The 19,969-nt window shown below is 70.5% G+C and carries 17 protein-coding genes; 8 read left to right on the forward strand and 9 right to left on the reverse strand.

Translation table 11 applies throughout. The features are described 5' to 3' along the window. Positions 1–80: 80 nt before the first annotated feature. The gene (locus FHY02_RS15635) at positions 81–332 is read right to left on the reverse strand and encodes a DUF2171 domain-containing protein (protein WP_183923847.1); all 252 of its coding nucleotides are present in this window, start codon (positions 330–332) and stop codon (positions 81–83) included. 56 nt (positions 333–388) lie between these two features. Between FHY02_RS15635 and FHY02_RS15640 the strand changes: the two genes are divergently transcribed. The 3 genes from FHY02_RS15640 to FHY02_RS15650 all read left to right on the forward strand — a co-directional run bounded on the left by FHY02_RS15640 (position 389) and on the right by FHY02_RS15650 (position 2,787). Next, the gene (locus FHY02_RS15640) at positions 389–601 is read left to right on the forward strand and encodes a hypothetical protein (RefSeq protein WP_183923849.1); all 213 of its coding nucleotides are present in this window, start codon (positions 389–391) and stop codon (positions 599–601) included. 63 nt (positions 602–664) lie between these two features. Continuing rightward, positions 665–1,717: a ribonucleotide-diphosphate reductase subunit beta gene (locus FHY02_RS15645; RefSeq protein WP_183923851.1), complete on the forward strand. Its 1,053-nt coding sequence runs from the start codon at positions 665–667 to the stop codon at positions 1,715–1,717. 173 nt (positions 1,718–1,890) lie between these two features. Then, positions 1,891–2,787, forward strand: a complete 897-nt coding sequence (locus tag FHY02_RS15650) for an alpha/beta fold hydrolase (protein WP_183923853.1) — start codon at positions 1,891–1,893, stop codon at positions 2,785–2,787. Positions 2,788–3,128: 341 nt separating this feature from the next. Here the strand turns inward: FHY02_RS15650 and pgi are convergent, their stop codons facing one another. Then, the gene (gene pgi / locus FHY02_RS15655) at positions 3,129–4,619 is read right to left on the reverse strand and encodes a glucose-6-phosphate isomerase (protein WP_183923855.1); all 1,491 of its coding nucleotides are present in this window, start codon (positions 4,617–4,619) and stop codon (positions 3,129–3,131) included. A 101-nt stretch (positions 4,620–4,720) separates the two neighbouring features. Here pgi and lepB point away from each other — a divergent pair, with 101 nt between their 5' ends. The 3 genes from lepB (at position 4,721) to FHY02_RS15670 (ending at position 6,842) form a co-directional block, all read left to right on the forward strand. Beyond that, a complete protein-coding gene (gene lepB / locus FHY02_RS15660) occupies positions 4,721–5,536 on the forward strand; it encodes a signal peptidase I (protein WP_183923857.1) in 816 nt (271 codons plus the stop codon). Continuing rightward, entirely contained in the window at positions 5,533–6,252 is a 720-nt protein-coding gene (gene rnc, locus FHY02_RS15665) for a ribonuclease III (RefSeq protein ID WP_260172940.1), read from the forward strand. The genes lepB and rnc overlap by 4 nt, the downstream gene beginning before the upstream one ends. 251 nt (positions 6,253–6,503) lie before the next feature. Next, the gene (locus FHY02_RS15670; RefSeq protein ID WP_183923859.1) at positions 6,504–6,842 is read left to right on the forward strand and encodes an HNH endonuclease signature motif containing protein; all 339 of its coding nucleotides are present in this window, start codon (positions 6,504–6,506) and stop codon (positions 6,840–6,842) included. 15 nt (positions 6,843–6,857) lie between these two features. Here the strand turns inward: FHY02_RS15670 and FHY02_RS15675 are convergent, their stop codons facing one another. The 3 genes from FHY02_RS15675 to FHY02_RS15685 all read right to left on the reverse strand — a co-directional run bounded on the left by FHY02_RS15675 (position 6,858) and on the right by FHY02_RS15685 (position 11,101). Then, on the reverse strand, positions 6,858–8,159 hold the full coding sequence (locus FHY02_RS15675) for an Nramp family divalent metal transporter (protein ID WP_183923861.1): 1,302 nt from the start codon (positions 8,157–8,159) through the stop codon (positions 6,858–6,860). Positions 8,160–8,384: 225 nt separating this feature from the next. Continuing rightward, the gene (locus FHY02_RS15680; protein WP_183924352.1) at positions 8,385–9,641 is read right to left on the reverse strand and encodes an amidohydrolase family protein; all 1,257 of its coding nucleotides are present in this window, start codon (positions 9,639–9,641) and stop codon (positions 8,385–8,387) included. A 38-nt stretch (positions 9,642–9,679) separates the two neighbouring features. Further along, a complete protein-coding gene (locus FHY02_RS15685; protein WP_183923864.1) occupies positions 9,680–11,101 on the reverse strand; it encodes an amidohydrolase in 1,422 nt (473 codons plus the stop codon). A 225-nt stretch (positions 11,102–11,326) separates the two neighbouring features. Between FHY02_RS15685 and FHY02_RS15690 the strand changes: the two genes are divergently transcribed. Further along, on the forward strand, positions 11,327–11,836 hold the full coding sequence (locus FHY02_RS15690) for a MucR family transcriptional regulator (RefSeq protein ID WP_183923866.1): 510 nt from the start codon (positions 11,327–11,329) through the stop codon (positions 11,834–11,836). Between the two features lie 28 nt (positions 11,837–11,864). Further along, positions 11,865–12,716, forward strand: coding sequence for an oxygenase MpaB family protein (locus FHY02_RS15695; protein ID WP_311731858.1), 852 nt, complete (start codon positions 11,865–11,867; stop codon positions 12,714–12,716). 34 nt (positions 12,717–12,750) lie between these two features. Here the strand turns inward: FHY02_RS15695 and FHY02_RS15700 are convergent, their stop codons facing one another. The 4 genes from FHY02_RS15700 to FHY02_RS15715 form a co-directional block, all read right to left on the reverse strand. Then, positions 12,751–16,554 (reverse strand): TonB-dependent receptor domain-containing protein, encoded by a 3,804-nt coding sequence (locus FHY02_RS15700; RefSeq protein WP_183923868.1) that lies wholly within the window; start codon positions 16,552–16,554, stop codon positions 12,751–12,753. A gap of 212 nt (positions 16,555–16,766) precedes the next feature. Then, positions 16,767–17,282: a peptidoglycan-associated lipoprotein Pal gene (gene pal, locus FHY02_RS15705; protein WP_132909553.1), complete on the reverse strand. Its 516-nt coding sequence runs from the start codon at positions 17,280–17,282 to the stop codon at positions 16,767–16,769. Positions 17,283–17,350: 68 nt separating this feature from the next. Beyond that, the gene (gene tolB, locus FHY02_RS15710; RefSeq protein WP_260172958.1) at positions 17,351–18,715 is read right to left on the reverse strand and encodes a Tol-Pal system beta propeller repeat protein TolB; all 1,365 of its coding nucleotides are present in this window, start codon (positions 18,713–18,715) and stop codon (positions 17,351–17,353) included. Between the two features lie 275 nt (positions 18,716–18,990). Next, positions 18,991–19,965, reverse strand: a complete 975-nt coding sequence (locus FHY02_RS15715) for a cell envelope biogenesis protein TolA (protein WP_183923870.1) — start codon at positions 19,963–19,965, stop codon at positions 18,991–18,993. Positions 19,966–19,969 lie beyond the last annotated feature (4 nt).

Below are 19,969 nucleotides of genomic sequence, written 5' to 3' on the forward strand. Positions count from 1 at the left end.
GCCCGATGACGAGCGCCGCCCCACCTGTCACGATCCGATCGGCCTCGCGCCCCCGCCCGCCGGGAGGAGGCGCTAACGCCTCACTCGGCCTCTTCGAACATGTCCTGCGCGTTCTGCGCGGTCGCCGAGAGGCGGACCTGGTCGCCCTCGACCTCCGCCACCAGCCCGAGCGGCAAGTAATGGTGCTTCGCGCCCTGCCCGTCCTGCGTCGAGGGCGAGTCGTTCTTGGTCAGCTTGATCCGGTCGCCGTCGACATGGTCGACGGTGCCGACGTGCACGCCGTCCGCGCCGATCACCTCGGCATGTTCCTTGATCTGGCTGGCATCGACCATCGTCAGTCTCCTCTGTTCGGTTCGGGGGCGCAACGCACGGGGCGGGAGATGGTCGCATGCTGAGCACGCTGCCGCTCCAGTCCGCGATCATGTTCGCGGTGGCGGCGGTGTTCGCGCTCGCCGGCGCGTGGCTGCTCGCCGAGCTGCGCCGCCCGCTGCCCGAGGCGCGGGTCTATGCCTATCGCATGGTCGGTGTGATGGCGCTGTCGGGCGGGGTCGTGCTGGCGCTGTCCGCCGCGGCGATGTGGCAGTGGAGCCTCGAGCCATGACCGACCCGCCCGCCTGATCTCGCCCACCTGATTTCCTATATTCGTCTCACCCGGAGTGTAGCCATGTCCCTTCTCGAAGCCCGCAAGCAGTACAAGCCGTTCGAATACCCCTGGGCGTTCGAGTTCTGGAAGCGCCAGCAGCAGCTCCACTGGCTGCCCGAGGAAGTGCCGCTGGGCGAGGACTGCCGCGATTGGGCGCAGAAGCTGACCGACCACGAGCGCAACCTGCTCACCCAGATCTTCCGCTTCTTCACCCAGGCCGACGTCGAGGTGCAGGACTGCTACCACGAGAAATACGGCCGCGTGTTCAAGCCGACCGAGGTCAAGATGATGCTGACCGCGTTCAGCAACATGGAGACGGTCCACATCGCCGCCTACTCGCACCTGCTCGACACGATCGGCATGCCCGAGAGCGAGTATGGCGCCTTCCTCGAGTACGGCGAGATGAAGGACAAGCATGATTACATGCAGAACTTCGGCGTCGACAACGATCAGGACATCGCGCGCACGCTCGCCATGTTCGGCGGCTTCACCGAGGGCGTCCAGCTCTTCGCCAGCTTCGCGATGCTGATGAACTTCCCGCGCTTCAACAAGATGAAGGGCATGGGGCAGATCGTCAGCTGGTCGGTGCGCGACGAGAGCCTGCACTGCGAGGGCATCATCCGCATGTTCCACGCTTTCTGTGCAGAGCGCCAGTGCCTGACCAAGGCGGTGAAGGACGACATTGCCGACGTGTGCCAGACGACGATCCGGCTGGAGGACAATTTCATCGATCTGGCCTTCGAGATGGGCCCGGTCGAGGGGATGAAGCCGAAGGAGATCAAGAAGTACATCCGCTATATCGCGGACTGGCGGCTCAACCAGCTGGGACTGAAGCCGATCTACATGATCGACGAGCACCCGCTGCCGTGGCTCACCCCGCTGCTCAACGGCGTGGAGCACGCCAACTTCTTCGAGACGCGCGCGACGGAGTATTCGAAGGCGGCGACCAAGGGCCAGTGGAACGACGTGTGGGACTCGTTCGACAAGCGCCAGAAGGCCAAGGGTGCGCGCCCGGCGAACGAGGACGCGGGCGAGGCCAGCGGCGACATGTTCGCGGGCGTCGCGGCGGAGTGAGCTAGCGCCCCTCCCCTGTAGAGGAGGGGCTGGGGGTGGGGCTTCACCGTGGGCGTGCAGCTCGCGCAAGCGCCCACCCCAGCCCTTCCCTGAAGGGTAGGGAGCAAGGTCATGCCTCCTCGGCAGCGCCGTCTGGACAGCCGCCGCCCGAAAAGATTGTTTGAGCGGACACCATGACCCCCAGTTGGCACCCCGCCCCCGACTGCGGCATCGCGATCCGTGAAGTCGCCGCCAACGGCCTTACCTTCGAGGTCGCCGAGGCGGGCAGCGGCGAGCATCTCGCGCTGTGCCTCCACGGCTTCCCCGAGCTGCACTATAGCTGGCGCCACCAGATGCCGCTGCTCGCCGGGCTCGGCTATCGCGTCTGGGCGCCGAACCAGCGCGGCTATGGCGGCACCTCACGCCCCGCCGCGGTCACCGACTATACGATGGACCGGATCGTCGCCGACGCCGCCGCCTTGTTCGACGCGAGCGGCGCGCGCACGCTCACGCTGATCGCGCACGACTGGGGCGGCGCGATCGCGTGGAACTTCGCGATCAACAAGGTGCGCCCGCTCGAGCGGCTGGTGGTGATGAACCTGCCCCACCCCGCCTGCTTCGCCGCGGCGCTGCGCCACCGGCCGCAGCGGCGGCGCAGCTGGTACATCGGCGCTTTCCAGCTCCCGTGGCTGCCCGAGCAGCTGATGGCGCTGGGCGACGCCGCGTTGGTGCGCCGCGCCTTCCGCGGCATGGCGGTGGACAAGACGCGCTTCCCCGACGCGGTGCTCGACGTCTTCGCCGCCGCGGCGCGGCGGCCGGGCGCGCTCAGGGCGATGATCAACTGGTATCGCGCCGCCGCGCGCCACCGCGAGCGGATGCGCTTCGGCAACGGAGGGCGGGTCGAGGTGCCCACGCTGATCGTATGGGGTGAGGAGGACAAAGCGCTCGGGCTGGAGACGCTCGACGGGACCGAGCGCTACGTCGCCGACCTCACCGTGCGGCGGCTGCCGGGCGTGTCGCACTGGGTGCAGCAGGAGGCGCCCGAGGCGGTCAACGCGACCCTGCGCGAGTGGCTGCCGCGGGTGGGGTGAGCCGGACGGGGGAGATGCTCCGGCCGACCGACACGCTCGAGCGACGCCTTGCTCCGGCGCACGCCGGAGCCCAGGGCCGCGGGGGTGACGTGCGTGGCCCTGGGTTCCTGCGTGTGCAGCAACACGGAAAGGGATTGGCAGTGGCCGCTCTCCGCTCTCTCTCCCCGTCATCCTGAACTCGTTTCAGGATCCACGGCGCAGCGGTCGCAGCCGCCGCTGGGGGACCGTGACGCGGTCGGCGAGCGCTACGTCCTCCACTTGGCCGCGGAGAGAGCGGCCAAGTGGATCCTGAAACGAGTTCAGGATGATGCCAGCGCAGAGGATAGGGCGGCCGCTCTCCCTCACTCCCCGAAGGCGCGTCGGATCAGGTCCGCGGTGGAGGCGTCGAAGTCACCGCCGCCCTTGGCCGCCGCCTTGGCCATCTCCTTGCCCAGCTCGACACCGAACTGGTCGAAGGAGTTGATCCCCAGCAGCACGCCGTTCACGAACACGCGATGCTCGTAGAACGCGATCAGCGCGCCGAGCGTGCGCGCGTCGAGCCGGTCGAGCAGCAAAGTCGACGACGGGCGGTCGCCGGGATAGCTGCGCGCCGGATCGTCGACCTGCTTGCCCGTCATCAGCGCCGCGCCCTGCGCGAAGGCGTTGAGCAGCAGCTGGCGGTGATGCTCCGCCGGCAGCGTGTCGCCCGCCTCGATCACCGCGAGGAACTCGACCGGCACGAGATGCGTGCCCTGGTGGAGCAGCTGGAACACCGCGTGCTGCGCGTCGGTGCCCACCCCGCCCCAGGTGATCGGCGCGGTCGGGCGGCCGACCGGCTGACCGTCGACCGTCACGCCCTTGCCGTTCGACTCCATCTCGAGCTGCTGGAGGTAGCTCGGCAGCAGCCGCAGCCGCTCGTCATAGGCGAAGGGCGCGCGCGTCTCGGCGTGGCGCACCTGGGTGTAATAGAGGTCGGCGAAGGCGGCGAGCGCGGGCGCGTTCTCGTGCAGCGCGGCGAGGCGGAAGTGGCGGTCCATCTCGGCCGCGCCCTCGAGCAGCTCCTCGAACTGGTCCCAGCCGAGCGCGATCGCGGCGGGAAAGCCGATCGACGACCACAAAGAGTAGCGGCCGCCGACACCCTCGGAGAAGGGCAGGATGCGGGTCTCGTCGACGCCCCACTCGATCGCCTTCTCGGGCGAGGCGGTCAGCGCGATCACGCGGCCGTACGGGTCCTCGACGCCCGCGCCGGTCATCCACTGGATGACGCTCTCCGCGTTCATCATCGTCTCGGTGGTGGTGAAGGTCTTGGAGGCGACCACCAGCAGCGTCGTCTCGGGGTCGAAGTCGTCGAACACGTCGTCCAGCGCCATGCCGTCGACGTTGGAGACGATCGCGACGTCGTAGCGGTCGCTGCCGCGGCCGAGCGCGTCGACCAGCAGGTGCGGCCCGAGCGCCGAGCCGCCGATGCCGACGTGCAGGATCGAGCGCACCGGGCCGAACGCCTCGGCCTCGATCGCGTCGATCAGCCCGCGCATCCGTGCGTGGTACGAGGCCGCGCGCGCCACGCTCTCGGCCTTGCCCTCGCCGCGCTCGGCGGTGTGCTCGACCGGGCGGTCCTCGGTGACGTTGACGTTGGCGCCCGCGAACATCGCCTCGCGCTTGCCCGCGAGGTCGACCGACTTGGCCAGCGCCTCGAAGGCGGTGAGCGCCGCGGCGCTGAGGTGCGTCTTGGACCAGTCGAAGTGGATGCCCGCGACGTCGAGCGACAGCCGCTTCAACCGATCCGGGTCCTCGGCGAAGAGCGCCTCGAGCCGCTCCTGCGGCAGCGCCTCGATCGTCGACCAGTCCGCCATGTCATCTGTCCTTCCGGCTGTCTCGTGTCGCGGCGCACAACGGGCCGGCGGCGCCAAGGCTCCGCTTGACGCGACGCGACGGTTGCGCGACGCGGTGCTTCATGGCCACCCCCACTGCCGCCGGCAAGCCCGCGCGTTCGGAAACCGCCGAGACGGTCCGCTTCCTGCTGAAGCTGGCGCTCTTCGTATTCGTGCTGCGCAGCTTCATCTTCTCGCCTTTCTCGATCCCGAGCGAGTCGATGCTGCCGCGGCTGCTGATCGGCGACTATCTGTTCGTCTCCAAGTGGAACTACGGCTACTCCCGCTGGTCGCTGCCGTGGGGCGTGCCGCTGATCCCCGGCCGCATCTTCGCGCACGATCCGACCCGCGGCGACACCGTGGTGTTCCGCTCGATGGGGCCGGACGACCATGACGTGATCAAGCGCGTGATCGGCCTGCCCGGCGACACGGTGCAGATGCGGGACGGCCAGCTGTTCCTCAACGGCCAGGCGATCCCCAAGCAGCGAGTCGCGGACTTCGTCGTGCCGCTCTCGCCCAACTTCCCCGCCGAGAAGTGCGGTGCGCGCTTCCAGGACAGCGACGCGCAGGGGCAGCCGATCTGCCGCTACCCGCGCTTCCGCGAGACGCTGCCGGGCGGCCGCAGCTACAATGTGCTGGACCAGGAGAATATCCCGGTCGCCGACGACACCGACGTGTACAAGGTGCCCGCGGGCAACGTCTTCCTGATGGGCGACAACCGCGACGATTCGGCGGACAGCCGCTTCGCCCCGCCGGTCGGCATGGGCTATATCCCGATGGAGCGGATCGAGGGCAAGGCGGTGGTCACCTTCTGGTCGACCGACGGCTCGGCCGAGTGGCTCAAGCCCTGGACCTGGGTCTCGGCGGCGCGCTTCCGCCGCATCGGGGAGGGTTTTTGAGCGACGCCGGCGACGACCTCGCCGGCTGGGTCGAGGCGCAGTTCGGCGTCCGGCCCGACGACACCGCGCCGTTCGTCCGAGCGCTGACGCACAGCAGCCACGCAGAGGGGCAGACCGGCGCCAGCTACGAGCGGCTCGAGTTCCTCGGCGACCGGGTGCTCGGGCTCTCGATGGCCGAGTGGCTTGTGGAGCTGTTCCCGGCCGAGCCTGAGGGGCAATTGTCGAAACGCTTCAACGCGCTCGTCACCGGCGCGGTGTGCGCCGAGGTGGCGCGCGAGATCGGCGCCGACGCGCGCGTGCGGCTCGGCAAGCAGGCGCGCGACGACGGCGCGCAGCACAGCGACAACGTGCTGGGCGACGTGGTCGAGGCGCTGCTCGGCGCGGTGTATCTCACCGCCGGTCTGGCGCCCGCGCGCGCGGCGGTGCGGCGGCTGTGGCAGGACAAGGTCCATGTCGAGGCGCGCGCGCCGCAGCATCCCAAATCGGCGCTGCAGGAATGGGCCGCCGCCAACCGCCGCGCGGTGCCCTCCTACGCGATCATCGATCGCGCCGGGCCGGGCCACGCGCCGCGCTTCACCGTGCGCGCGACCGTCGGCAAGGACGAGATGCTCGCGGAGGGGACCAGCAAGCAGGAGGCCGAGACCGAGGCCGCCAAGGCGCTGCTCGCCGCGCTGTCGGCGCAGGCGGTGCCGGCAAGGGGACGCCGGCGGCGGTGACGTGGCTGTGCTCCTGCGCACGCAGGAGCGCGTCTGCATCTGGAAGAACGCGGCACCTTGCCCTTCACTTAGCGTCATCCTGAACTCGTTTCAGGATCCACCGTGCCGCAGGTATCGCCACCGCTGGGTTTGCCGCGACGTGGATCCTGAGACAAGCTCAGGATGACGAAAGCGGATAGGTCCGTCCCTCACGCTTCGCTCTGCCGCCCTTCCGCCGGAACACCCTGCCCATCCCGCACATTCCGGCCCGCATGGCAGGACGCGTGCGGCGCAAGCAGGGACTGGTCGAGGCCGAGCGGCGCGCTGCGACCGAGACCGCGCTCCCGGATCGTTGCGCGCTGTGCGATCGCCCGCTCGGTCGCCGTGTCGAGTGGCACCATGTCGTGCCGCGCAGCGAGGGCGGGCGCGATACCGTGCCGCTCCACCCGATCTGCCACCGCGCGATCCACGCCGCCGCGGACAACGGCGCGCTCGCCCGCGCCGGGACGCTCGACGCGATCCGCGGCTGGCCCGCGATCGCGCGCTTCCTCGGCTGGATCGCCGACAAGCCCCCCGACTTCCACGCGCCGACCCGCCGCGGGGTCGCGTGACGGCGGGAGAGCGTCTCAGCCCGCCATCATCCCCCACAGCAGATAGCCGTTGAGCGCGACGATCACCGCCGCGATTCCCCACGCCAGCCCCGCCAGCCAGCGCGGCGCGGCGAACTCGCCCATCAGGCGGCGGTTGGCGGTATAGGCCACCAGCGGGATCACCGCGAACGGCAGCTGGAGGCTCAGCACCACCTGGCTCAGCACCAGCAGCTCGGTCGCGCCGCGGTCGCCCATCGCCGCCACCACCAGCACCGCCGGCACGATCGCGATCGCGCGCGTCACCAGCCGGCGCAGCCACACCGGCAGCCGCACGTCGAGGAACCCCTCCATCACGATCTGCCCGGCCAGCGTGCCCGTCACGGTCGAGTTCTGCCCGCTCGCGAGCAGCGCCACCGCGAACACCGCGCTCGCGCCGCCGACGCCGAGCATCGGCGACAGCAGCTCGTGCGCCTGCTCGATCTCGGCCACCTCGGTGCGGCCGGCGGTGTGGAAGGCCGCCGCTGCCAGGATCAGGATCGCCGCGTTGATGAAGAAGGCCAGCCCCAGCGCCACCGTGGAGTCGATCGTCGCGAGCGTGAGCGCCTCGCGCCGGTCGCGCGCGCCGCTGCCGTACGCGCGCGTCTGCACGATCGAGGAATGAAGGTAGAGATTATGCGGCATCACCGTCGCGCCGAGGATACCGATCGCGATGTAGAGCATCGCCGGGTTGGTCACCACCTCGCGCGAGGGCACCAGCCCGCGCGCGGCGCCGCCCCAGTCGGGGTTGGCCCAGAACAGCTCGAACGCGAAACAGCCGGCGATGATGATCAGCAGGCTGGCGATGAACGCCTCGAGCCGACGGAAGCCGTAGCGCTGCAGCGCGAGGATCAGGAAAACGTCGAGCGCGGTGACGATGACGCCGTACACCAGCGGCAGGCCGAACAGCAGCTTGAGCGCGATCGCGGTGCCCAGCACCTCGGCGAGGTCGCAGGCGATGATGGCGATCTCGGCCAGCCCCCACAGCAGCCAGGCGACCGGGCGCGACGAGTGCTGACGGCACGCCTGCGCGAGATCGAGCCCCGCGCCGATACCGAGCCGCGCCGACAGCGCCTGGAGCACGATCGCCATCAGGTTCGACAGCAGCACGACCGAGAGGAGCGTGTAGCCGAACGCCGAGCCGCCAGCGATGTCGGTCGCCCAATTGCCCGGGTCCATATAGCCGACCGCGACGAGCCAGCCCGGCCCGACGAAGGCCATCAGCTTGCGCCAGAAACCCGCCCCCTCGGGGATGGGGACGGTGGCGAAGCTGTCGCCGAGCGAACGCGCGGTGGAGGTCATGTGGCGCGTTGAATGCGGGAGACGCGCCGGGGTTTCAATGGGGAGGGGTGGGAAGGTGCGCGGAGCAGCTCAAATCCTCCCCGCTTGGCGGGGAGGGGGACCGCCGGCGAAGCCGGTGGTGGAGGGGGTTCTCCGCACGCGAGCCGGTGCGTGAGCGGCGGCGAGCCCCCTCCACCACTCGCTTCGCGAGCGGTCCCCCTCCCCGTGCCGGGGAGGATTTCGCCCTCACCGCCGCTCGTACGCCTTGGGCAGCGCGCCCTCGGTCGGCGTCAGATAGCGGTCGCGCAGGTCGGTCTGGCGCGAGCGCATCGGTTGCGCGCGGCCATCGACCCAGGTCGCGACCGGCACCGAGGACAGCTCGAGCGGGTCGCCGTCCCACAGCACCACGTCCGCACGACGGCCGGGACGCAGCGAGCCGATCTCGCCGCCCAGCCCGATCGCCTCGGCGGGGCCGCTGGTGATCGCGGCCCAGGCCTGGCCCCAGTCGAGCCCGGTCGCGCCCGGCACGCGCGTGATCGCCACAAGGTTGCCGGCGAACTGGCGCAGCACATGGTCGCCGCCCGACGCGCCGGTGGAGGCGAGCGCCACCTGCACCCCGGCGGCGCGCATCCGCCCGACGTTCGACTCGGTCGCGGCCAGGCTCTCGAAGCTGGCGGGCAAATCGGCGAGCGCGTGCGCGATCACCGGCACGCGCGCCGCGGCGATCTCGCGCGCCACCAGCCAGCCCTCGGCGACGCCGACCAGCACGAGCTTCACTCTGGGATAGTCGCGCGTCATGCCGAGCACCTGGCGGATGTCCGCCGCGCGCTCGACATGGACCAGCAGCGGCAGCTGGCCGTCGAGCACGCGCCCCAGCGTCTCGGCGTCGCCGCGGGTCACCAGCGAATCGCGCGAGCGGCCGTCGAACGCCTTGGGATCGCGGCGGTAGTCCTGCGCCTGCTGGAAGGCGTCGCGCAGCAGCGCCCAGGCCGCGGGGCGGCTGCCGCCGGCGAGCTTGCCGCTGTCCTCGCCCAGCTCGACATATTCGAACGCGCGCGCGCGGGTCAGCGCGTCGGGGTCGCTGCCAAGGTCGATCACCGCGCCCTGCCCGGCGAAGATAGACCCGCCCGCCTCGGGCGCGACGATCGCGCGCGTCACGCCGCCGAGCCGCTCGTTGGCGACCTTCACCCCCGCCGGGTTGACCGCGACCGACACGTCGATCGAGGCCTTGAACGGCGAGCCGCGCGCGCCCGCGTCGTTGCTCTCGGACACGCCGTCGGCGTCGACCAGCGACAGGTCGGTCATCGCCGACACCACGCCGGGCGTCACCCATTTGCCGGTGGCGTCGACCACCTCGGCGCCCGCGGGCACCGCCACGCCAGCGCCCGCGGCGACAATGCGGCCGTTCGCGACCAACACGGTGCCGCGCTCGATCGGCGCCGAGCCGTCGCCGATCGCGACAGTGCCGCCGGTGATCGCGATCGTCTGCGCCGCGGCGGGCATGGCCAGCACGCTGGCGGCGAGGAGGAGCAAAGCGCGCGTCACTTGACGTCTCCCGAACCGGGCTGGCCGAGCTCGAAGTCGCTCACCGGGCGGCGCTTCGGGTCGCTCGAATCATAGAGCAACGCGCCGTCGACCCAGACCTTCTCGGGCCTCGTGTAGACGCTGAACGGATTGCCGTTCCACAGCACCGCGTCGGCCATCTTGCCGGGGCGCAGGCTGCCGGTCTGCTGGTCGATGCCGAGCGCCTTGGCCGGCCCGAGCGAGAGCCACTTCCACGCCGCCGCGTCGCTCACCTGGATGCCGGCATGTCGCGCCGAGGAGAGCACCTTGGCGACCTCCTGGTTGAGCCGCTGGATGCCGTTCTCGTCGTCGGAGTGGATCATCGCGCACGCGCCCGCGTGATCGAGGATCGCGAGGTTCTCGCCGATCCCGTCGTAGCTCTCCATCTTGAAGCCGTACCAGTCGGCCCAGACCGCGGCGCAGGTGCCGCTGGCCTTGAGCAGGTCCGCGATCTTGTACGCCTCGACCGCGTGGTGGAAGGCGGTGACATGGTAGCCGAACTCCTTGGCCATATCGAGCACGATGGCCATCTCGTCGGCGCGGTAGCAGTGGTTCTGCACCATGATCTCGCCCGAGAGCACGCCGCGCAGCGTGTCCATGCCGATGTCGCGATCGGGTGGGTCGCCGCCCTCCTTCTCGTACTTGTCCCACTTGCGCTTGTACGCCACCGCCTTGGCCCAGGTCTGGCGATCGACCGCGACATTGCCCATGCGGGTCGAGGGCTCGCGGTTCTTGCTGCCGTAGACGCGCTTGGGGTTCTCCCCGCAGGCCATCTTGAGACCGTAGGGCGCGCCGGGGAACTTCATCGCCTGCATCGTCCGCGCGTAGACGTTCTTGAGCACCACGCTGCGCCCGCCCATCAGGTTGGCCGAGCCGGGCAGGATCTGCAGCGTCGTTACCCCGCCGTTGGCGAGCGCGCGGCCGAAGCCGGGGTCCTGCGGCCACACGCTGTGCTCGGCCCAGACGTCCGCGGTGATCGGCGCGGTCGCCTCGTTGCCGTCGGACAACGCCTGCACCTGCGGGCTGGGATAATCGCCGAGATGGCTGTGGATGTCGACGATGCCGGGGGTGATATACTTGCCCGCGCCGTCGACCACGGTCGCGCCCGCGGGCGCGTCGAGCGACTGACCCACCGCGGCGATCTTGCCGTCCGCGAGCAGCACCGCGCCGCCGTCGATCCGCCCGCCCTCGCCGTCGAACACGGTGACGTTGCGCACCAGCGTCGGCACGCCGGGATAAGCGTGATAGGTCGAGGGGTAAGGATCGCGCGCGTATTTCACCGGCGGCGCCTTGGCCGCGGCGCTCTTGGGACGATCCTTGCCGTCACTCGCGCAGGCGGCGAGTGGCAGCGCGATCGCGACCGCGCCCCAGAGCGCGCGGCGCCCTCGACCGAGCTTCATGCATTAACCCCTTTTCTTATGCTCTACCCTCTCTGGGATCATGGAACGGGGGGAGTGCGGCGGTCAAGCTTCGTGCGAATATGGGACGGCCGGCCGCGACATCTGCCGTAACAAGAGTTCAACTGTCTCTTCTGTCGAACACATGTTATGACTATTAGCTCAGGCGCGTTGACGGCATCTCAGCCGCTGTATAGACGCCACATCATCATTTCGAGGAGTGTTACGATGAACGACGAGACCGCCAGCACCAATGTGGTCGAGCTCGCGACCGAACTGACGATCGCCTGGCTGTCCAATCCCAACACGCGCGCCTCGGGCGAGGACGTTCCGGCGTTTCTGCGCACGATGCACGACGCGGTGTCGAACCTGTCGTCGAGCACTTCGGTGACCAGCTCGGAGGAGCCCGCGAGCGACTATACCCCCGCGGTCTCGGTGCGTAAATCGTTGGCGTCGAAGGATCATCTGATCTCGCTGATCGACGGCAAGCCGTACAAGACGCTGCGTCGCCACCTCGCCGGCCACGGTCTGACCCCCGACGACTATCGCCAGCGCTTCGGCCTGAAGCCCGATTACCCGATGGTCGCCGAGAATTACTCGCAGGCGCGCCGCGACATGGCGAAGAAGATCGGCCTCGGCCGGAAGCCCGGCGCGCGCCGCGGTGGGGCCGAGGAAGCCGCGCCGACGCCGGCGCCCGCGCCGCGCGGCCGCCGCAAGTCGGCCCCGGCCGAGGCCTGAGCCTGACGCCGGCCGCGGGGATCGGGGCGTGAGCGACGCCCCCGCGGCCGGTCTGGTCGAGCGCGCGCGCGGCGCGCTCGGCGACCGGTTGCGCGCGCTGGTGGCGAGCGAGCAGCTCGACCTGGCGCGCGCGGCCGACGATCCCGGCCTGATCGCGCGCGACTCGCCCGCCTGGGCGGTCCACGCCGACTTCTCCGCGATGATGATCGGCGGCATCTCCGCGCTGCTGCTCCAGATGCTCCACCCGCGCGCGCTGGCCGGGGTGTGGGACCATAGCGGCTTCCGCGACGACCGGCTCGGCCGGCTGCGCCGCACCGCCAGCTTCATCGCCATCACCACCTTCGGCGCGACCGACACCGCCGAGCGGGCGATCGCGCAGGTGCGTCGCGTTCACGACCATGTCACCGGCACGCTGCCCGACGGCACGCCCTATCGTGCCGACGACCCGGCGCTGCTCACCTGGATCCACGTCGCGGAGGTGGACAGCTTCCTGCGCGGCTATCTGCGCTACCGCGACGCGTCGCTGAGCGCGGCCGAGCAGGACCGCTATCTCGCCGACACCGCGGTGGTGGCGGAGAAGCTCGGCGCCGTCGAGGTGCCGCGCTCGCGCGCCGCGGTGGCGGCCTATTACGCGCGGATCCTGCCCGCGCTGCGCGCCGACCATCGCACGCGCGAGGTGGCGGCGGCGCTGCTCGCGCCCGGCGACGATCCCGCCGCCGCCGCGGCGCTGACCGTGGCGAGCGCGGCGGCGGTGGACCTGCTGCCGGGCTGGGCGGCGGCGCTGCACGGCCGCCTCCAGCCCGCCGCCGCACGCCCCGCGATCCGCGCCGGCGCGGACGGGATGAGCCGGGTGATGCGCTGGGCGTTGCGGGCGCGGTGAGGGTGCGCTCCCGCCGGAGCAGGAGCGCGGACGGTCACCACTTCACGTCGACGCTCAAGGTGAAGCGGCGGCCGAAGTCGTCGATGATGGTGCTCCTGAAAGCATAGGATTGTACCGCCGTGCCCGCGGTCAGCTTGTCGAAGACGTTGCTGACGTTGAACGTTAGTCCGAAGCGCCGCTGCTCGCCGAAGGCATAGCCGACGGTGGCATCGTGCAGGCTGTAGCCGGGCACGCGGATGAAGTCGCGGATCTCGTTCTCGGCATCGGCGCCCTCCACCGGCGCGCCCGCGGAGAAGTAGCGCGTGGCGTTGTTCCAGTTCCACACCCATTGCGCGAAGAAGCCGCCGCGTTCGTAGCCCGGACGCAGCTGCGTGCGCCACTTGCTGAAGCCGATGCTCCCGGCCGACTCATAAGCGGCGCTCAGGTCGTTGTCCGGTGCATTGAGGTAGTGAAACAGCCGGTAGACGTTGGCGTAGAGCGTGAGCTTGCCGCTCTCGCCGCCGAGCGGCACCGAATAGTCGAGCGTGGCGTTGGCCGCCTCCACCTTGAGCTTGCCGAGATTGAGGAAGCTGTCGTTGAAGCCATCGGCCAATTCGAACGCGCGCTGGTGGCTGCTCGGCAGGCGCTTGTAGAAGCCGCAGGTGTTAACCCCCAGACTGCGCGACGTGTCCGGATAGGTCGGGCTGTCGTAGCAGAGCTGGAGCTCGGTGTCGGAGTCGACCAGGCTGATCTGATCCTCGACGAGCACATGGACATAGTCGCCGCTCAGCTTGAGCCGCGGCAGAAAGGCCGGGGTGAGCACCGCGCCGACCGTCCAGCTCTTGCCGCGCTCCGGGCGCAACCCCGGCGTACCGTTGTCAACGCCGGTGATCGCCACACCCGAGGGCACGTAGGTGTTGAGGAACTGGTCGGCGCCGGCCGTGTCGCTCGCCAGACCGGCGTCGATCACCGCGCGTCGGCAGTTGGCCAGGCGGGTCTGCGGGTGCAGTCCCTGGCCGATCTCGCTCGACGCGCAGGGATCGGTCGGCCACCTGAAGGCTGATTGACCGCCGAGGAACAGCTCCGTGATGCTCGGCTGGCGGATCGAGCGGGTGACGTTGCCGCGCACCTGTAGCGCGTGGACCGGGCGCCACGTGCCCGCGAGCGACCAGATGCGGTTCCACTTGCCCTGCTCGCGCTGCGTGATGTCGCGGCCGTCGAGCAGTTGCACGTCAGGCGCGGCGCCGCTCTGGCGGACAAAGCGGATGCCGGGCTGGAAGTGCAGCTCGCGCAACAGCGGTGCGGAGAAGTCTTCGCCGAGCAAGGGCACGATCGCCTCGCCCCCGAACTCGGCCGATTGGATATGGCCCTGCGTGTCGGCGAGCGCGACCGAACGCGTGCCGCCCGTCCGTGACAGCTCGTCGTTGCGATAGTCGATCTGCTCGCGTCGATATTCACCGAACAGCGCGTAGCGCGCGGTGCCGCCGGGCAGGTCGATCACCGCGCCGCTCAGCGACGCCTGGCCGAACAACATGCGCGCTCGATTGGTCAGGAGCGTCGGCGCCATCACATAGTCGCGCGCCTCGGCCGACATCTGCCCGTAGCCGAACAGGTCGAGCGGACGGCAGGCGGCGATCTGCGCGGCCGACACGGTGCGGCGCAGGTAATGTTCGCTCAGATGGTCGGCGCGGTCGCGATCGCGCACGATCTCCTGGCCGATCACGCCATAGGGCGTCGTGCCGAGCACCGCGGCCCCCTGCGCCGTCTGAGCGCGGCAGACGATGTTGCCGGCGGAGTCGCGCACCGCATCGGCGGCGAGCGCATATTCGATGTCGCGGATCTGGTACTCGCGGTGGAACAGGTCGCTGGCGGCATAGCTGAGCGACGCGTCATAATGCGTCGTCTTGCCGAACGCGGGAAACTCGCCGCGCGCGCCGACGACGGTGCGATAGGTGTCGCTGGTCGCGACTGTCGGGTGTCCGTCGTAGAGGTCCTGGTTGCTGCGCGACAGCAGGAAGCGGTCGGTCACCCCCGCCTGGCCGAGCAGGTCACGTGCCTGTTGGCTGAGATACGGATTGCTCAGCTGGATCGCCAAAGCGCTATATTCCGCGCTCGCGTAGGATATCGAATTGCCCCATCCCTCCGCGCGCGGGACGACGCTGCGGACGCGAGCATAGTGGTTTTCGGTGTAGAGCGTCAGCGCGTCGCTCACGGTGTAATGCGCGATTAGGTCGGCGATGGCGCGGTCCTGCTCCGCATGCAGCAGATTAAGCCGCGCGCCCTGGTCGACGTCGGCGGGGTCGCCGCCGATCGCGGCGCCGGTCGTGCTCGGCGTCACGTCGGGGTCGGCGATCACCGCGGGCAGGATCGCGCGCAGCCCACCGCTGGCGTCGAACTGGAGCGGCAGGGCCACGCGCGGCAGCGCGCCGCGGGTCGCCGCGTTGCGATTGGGCGCGGTGAGGAAGCCCTTCACGAAGCTGCCGATAAAGGCGTTGATGTCGGTGCCGGGATGCACCTTCAGATAGTCGCGCGGGGTCGGCAGGTGCGCCTGGAGCAGGTTGAGCGCAAGCGAGTCGCGCTGCGCCGCGGTCCCGCCCGCTCCCGCCAGCGCGGGGGCGTAGCGCGCGATCACCGCGGCGTCGAACGCGTCGCGCGCCGCCGCGCCGGTCTCGTCGGCGCGGGTGCCCGGCAGCGACTCCGGCGCAAAGGCGCAGAAGCCGGTGAGATCGGTCACCCGGCAGCCGTTGCCGCGTGCCATCGGGCGACCGGGCACAAGGTTGGTGTTGCGCGGCATCGTCCATAGCGTCTCGGGCCGATAGCCGGGTGAGGCTTCCGGATCATTGGGATCGGTCGTGATCAGGCCCTGGAAGTCGCGGGGCAGATCATCGGCTAGGTCGCCCGGCGCGTCGAAACTGAAGACCGCGCCAGGGTGCGAGTACAGCAACGATCCGCCGCGATAGCCCGCCCCCGCGATCAGGCGCGGTACCTTGTCCGAGGCGGCGGGGAGGAACGCGCTGCCGCCGCTGCCATCGAGCGTCGGCGTGTAGGCCGCGTTGCGCACGCCGCCGTCGCGGAAGCTCGTCGGCGCCTGCCAGTTGGCGCGATAGCCCGCGCGCGCGTCGCCGTAGAGCGCGTCGTCGCGATCATATTCGAGCGCGACGGTGACGTTGCCGCGGCCGTCCGCGAAGTTGGTCCCACCGAGCGCGCTCAACCGATAGCGCGCGCCGTCGCCCCGCGCGGTCAGCCCGCTCAGCGCGCCGAGCGAGAGGCCCTGCACGTCGTCCTTGAGCACGATGTTGACCACGCCCGCGATCGCATCCGAGCCATAGGCCACCGCGCCCCCGACCGTCACCGCATCGGTGCGCGCGATCAGCGCCGCCGGGATCGTGCTGAGATCGACCTGCGACCCCCGCGCATTGTTGGCGACGAACAGCGACGCCGCGTTGCCGGAGACGTAGCGCCGGCCGTTAACCAGCGTCAGCGTCCGCGCCGAGCCGAGATCGAACAGGTCGACATAGGCCTGACCGAGGCTGGCGGGCTGGCCGCCGTTGTCGCCATAGGCCGAGGCGCCGCTGCCGATGAACGGCACGTCGGTCAACGCGTCGAGCGCGTTGGTGAAGGCGCGGCGCTGGATCTGCTCGCCGCTGACCTGCGCGCCGGGGATTACCCCGTCATAGGCGGGCTGGACGATGCGCGAGCCGGTGACCACCACCTCGCGCGGCGTCTCCGCGCCATCGGCCGAGGATGGGCTGGCCGGCGGCGGGACCTGCTCGCCGACCACCGGCTGCGCGCGCGCCGCGCCCGGCACGATCATACCGCTGACCAGCGCGGTCGCGGCGAGTAACGTCACCCTTCTCATCTGTCACCCCTTGTCCCGGCCGCCCATGGCCGAGACGAGAGGGTGATCCCTGCAACAAAAGAGTCGCAACTCTGTTGCTATGGAGCAACAAAGTCACGACCCCGTTTTTGTCAATTACTTGAGTAAAGAAGTGCGGCGCCACTCGCCATCTTGAGTGACGCTTAATGGGGATTACCGCACCCCTTCCCCGATCCGGGTCGGGCGCGGCAGGATCAGCCCACCACCACGGTGACCGCGCGGCGGTTCTGCGCCCAGCTCTCCTCGTCCGAGCCGAGCGCGACCGGGCGCTCCTTGCCGTAGCTGATCGTGGTGATCCGCGCCGGCGCGATGCCGCGCGCCACCAGATAGTTCTTCGCCGCATTGGCGCGGCGGTCGCCCAGCGCCAGGTTATACTCGCGCGTGCCGCGCTCGTCGGCATGGCCCTCCACCGTGATGCGCACGTTGGGATAGCGCGTCAGCCACGCCGCCTGGCTGTCGAGGATACCGCGCGCGGTGCCGTCGATGTCATACATGTCGAGCCCGAACAGCACCGTGTCGCTCTGCGCCGAGCGCTTGAAATCGGCCGCCGAGCCCGGCGTGATCCCGCCATTGGGGTCGGTCGCGGGCGCCGGGGGCGCCTCGGGTGCGCCGCCGGGGGCGGGCGGCAGCACGTCGGGGCGCTTCTTCGAGCAGGCCGCGGTGGCCACCAGAGCCGTCGCCATCAACAGGGTGGTCGTCAAACGTGCCATCGCGTGTTCTCCCATGTTCGCCAATGTCTTGGTCATCGTATGTCAGGATCGAGTGTCGCCGCTTCCGCTCACGGGCGCAATGGCCCCCAGGCCGGATCCGAGCCGTCGAGCGGCGTCGGCACGCGGCGCTCGTTGACGCCCGTCAGGTCGACCGACCACAGATCGGCCTTTCCGGCGTTGCCGCGGCCCTGGCGGAAGAACATCAGCACGCGGCCGTTGGGGCTCCACGACGGTCCCTCGTCCTGCCAGCTGTTGGTCAGCAGCTTCTCGCCGGAGCCGTTCGGACTCATGATGCCGATGCGGAACGCGCCCTGGATCTTGGTGAAGGCGATCAGGTCGCCGCGCGGGCTCCACACCGGCGTGGCGTAGCGCCCGCCGCCGAAGCTGATGCGCTGCTGGTTCGAGCCGTCGGCGTTCATCACGTAGATCTGCTGTCCGCCCGAGCGATCGCTCTCGAACACGATCCGGGAGCCGTCGGGCGAATAGCTGCCGCCGGTGTCGATGCCGGGCGAGTTGGTCAGCCGCTGCGGCGTGCCGCCCGCAGCCGAGACGCGGTACAGGTCGGTGTTGCCCGCCTGCGCCATCGAGAAAAGAATGTAGCGCCCGTCCGGCGAGAAGCGCGGCGCGAAGGTGGTGGCGACGTTCTGCACCACCAGCCGCTGCCGCCCCGAGCCGAGCTCGTAGACATAGATGGCGGGCGTCCGTCCCACGTAGCTCATATAGACGATCGACTGCTGGTTGGGCGCGAAGCGCGGCGTCAGCACGATCGACGAGCCGGCGGTGAGGAAGCGGCTGTTGGCGCCGTCCTGGTCCATGATCGCGAGCCGCTTGATGCGGTTGGCCTTGGGCCCGGTCTCGCTGACATAGACGACGCGGCTGTCGAAATAGGCGCCCTCGCCGGTGAGGCGGGTATAGACCATGTCGGCGCATTTGTGCGCGGCGCGACGCCAGTCCGACGGCGGCACGACGAAGCCCTGGCGCGTCAGCTCGGTGCGCGCCGAGACGTCATAGAGGTAGCAGCCCACCGTCAGCGTGCCGTCGCCATTGGCGCGGATATAGCCCTGCACCAGCGCCTGCGCGCCCGAGCCGCCCCAATAGTCGTAGGCGGGCGCGGTCACCTCGGGAAAGGCGATCGCGCGCGTCGCGGCACCTGCCAGCGGGTTGAACAGCCCGGAGTTGCGCAGGTCGTTGGCGACGATCTCGCTGAGCTGGCGGCCGAGCCGGTCGGTCGGGCCGGCGGGAGTCTGCACCACCGACTGGGTCGGCATCGGCGGGATCGCGATCGGCATCGGCGCCGAGATGCCGCCGGTGACGTCCACCTCGAGTGGCGGCGGGGTCTGGCCCACGGGCGTGCCGGGCTGCTGCGCGGGCGCGGGCGCGGCGGGGGCGCCGGCGGGCGGGACGAGCTGCGCCGCGGCGGGGGTGGCGAGCAGCGCGGCGGCGGAGGCGAGGAGCGCGGTGGGCGCCAGCGCACCGATGATGGTTCCGCGCCTGCGCCCCGCCCCTCTTCCGTCATCCCGGACTTGGTCCGGGATCCACCGGCCCGCGCGCGCCGCGCTCAACGAGTTTGCAGCACCCTGGATCCCGGACCAAGTCCGGCATGACGGAGTGGGTGTAGCGGGCGATGTTAGTCCCCCCACCGGCAGCGCGGCGGCGGTCAGGGAAGAGGCCCGGCGGAAGGGCGTAGAACCGCAGAGTCGGAGTCGCATCACCGCAGCTTCCAATTGTAGTTGATGTTGCTCCACCCCCCGTTGGCGGTGGCGTAATATTCGGCCGGCAGCTTGAGCGGCGAGCAGCCCTTGAACGCGGCGATGCCGAGATCGACCACGCGCCGCGCGTAGCGCTGGTTGTCGTCGTCGACGCCCGACTGGCGCACCACCGTCGGCACCGCCGCCAGCGTGCCGTCGCGGTTGAGCCGCAGGTTGAGCGTGGTGACGATCTGGTTGGCGCCCGGGCCGGGATCGACCTGGCGGTCGGCGCAGGGCTGGATCTGGCGCGCGATCGCCTGCTGGATCCCCGCCAGCGCGCGCGCGTCGACCCGCGCCGCGGACGGCGGCGCGTCGCTCTCCTTGGCGCTGCTCTTCTCCGCGGTGAGCCCCTTGAGGAAGTCGCTGCCGAGCCGGCCGCCCTTGGCGCGCTCGGCCTTGGCGGTCTCGGTCTTGCCGTTGCCCTTGGCCGCCGCGGCGGGCGCCTTGGCCTTGCTCGGCGCGCTCGCCGCGCTCTGCTGCTTGGTCGGCGCGGACTTGGCCGGCGCCTTCTCCGCCGCCGGCGCCGGCTTGGGCTTGGGCTGCGGCTTGGGTTCCGGCTTAGGCGCGGGCGCCGGCTTCGGCGGCGCGGGCTTGGGCGGCGCCGGCTTCGGCGGCGCGGGCTTCGGTTCCGGCTTGGGCTCGGGGCGCGGCTCGGGGACCGGCGCGGGGGCGGGCACCGGCGCGGGGGGCGCCGCGGCGGGCGGCGGCGAGTCGACCGGCTCGCCCGCCTCGGGCGACACGCGCTGCGACGGCGGCTCGGTCGCGGCGGGCGCGGCGGCCTCGAGCGCGACGTCCTGCACGAGGCTGACCTCGACCGGGTTCTGCTTCAGCTTGATCGGGTTGGGCGTGTCGAGGAAGCCGACCGACAGCAGGCCGAAGAGCAAGACATGCCCGGCCGCCGCGACTCCCAGCCCGATCTTCTCGGCGCGTTCCACGTCG

The organism is Sphingomonas sp. BK069, from assembly GCF_014193405.1.
Lineage (GTDB): Bacteria > Pseudomonadota > Alphaproteobacteria > Sphingomonadales > Sphingomonadaceae > Sphingomonas.

Coding starts and splice junctions, on each gene's coding strand:
- FHY02_RS15635 (WP_183923847.1), bottom strand. CDS start 332: ATGGTCGATGCCAGCCAGATCAAGGAACATGCCGAGGTGATCGGCGCG.
- FHY02_RS15640 (WP_183923849.1), top strand. CDS start 389: ATGCTGAGCACGCTGCCGCTCCAGTCCGCGATCATGTTCGCGGTGGCG.
- FHY02_RS15645 (WP_183923851.1), top strand. CDS start 665: ATGTCCCTTCTCGAAGCCCGCAAGCAGTACAAGCCGTTCGAATACCCC.
- FHY02_RS15650 (WP_183923853.1), top strand. CDS start 1,891: ATGACCCCCAGTTGGCACCCCGCCCCCGACTGCGGCATCGCGATCCGT.
- pgi (WP_183923855.1), bottom strand. CDS start 4,619: ATGGCGGACTGGTCGACGATCGAGGCGCTGCCGCAGGAGCGGCTCGAG.
- lepB (WP_183923857.1), top strand. CDS start 4,721: ATGGCCACCCCCACTGCCGCCGGCAAGCCCGCGCGTTCGGAAACCGCC.
- FHY02_RS15670 (WP_183923859.1), top strand. CDS start 6,504: ATGGCAGGACGCGTGCGGCGCAAGCAGGGACTGGTCGAGGCCGAGCGG.
- FHY02_RS15675 (WP_183923861.1), bottom strand. CDS start 8,159: ATGACCTCCACCGCGCGTTCGCTCGGCGACAGCTTCGCCACCGTCCCC.
- FHY02_RS15680 (WP_183924352.1), bottom strand. CDS start 9,641: ATGCCCGCCGCGGCGCAGACGATCGCGATCACCGGCGGCACTGTCGCG.
- FHY02_RS15685 (WP_183923864.1), bottom strand. CDS start 11,101: ATGAAGCTCGGTCGAGGGCGCCGCGCGCTCTGGGGCGCGGTCGCGATC.
- FHY02_RS15690 (WP_183923866.1), top strand. CDS start 11,327: ATGAACGACGAGACCGCCAGCACCAATGTGGTCGAGCTCGCGACCGAA.
- FHY02_RS15700 (WP_183923868.1), bottom strand. CDS start 16,554: ATGAGAAGGGTGACGTTACTCGCCGCGACCGCGCTGGTCAGCGGTATG.
- pal (WP_132909553.1), bottom strand. CDS start 17,282: ATGGCACGTTTGACGACCACCCTGTTGATGGCGACGGCTCTGGTGGCC.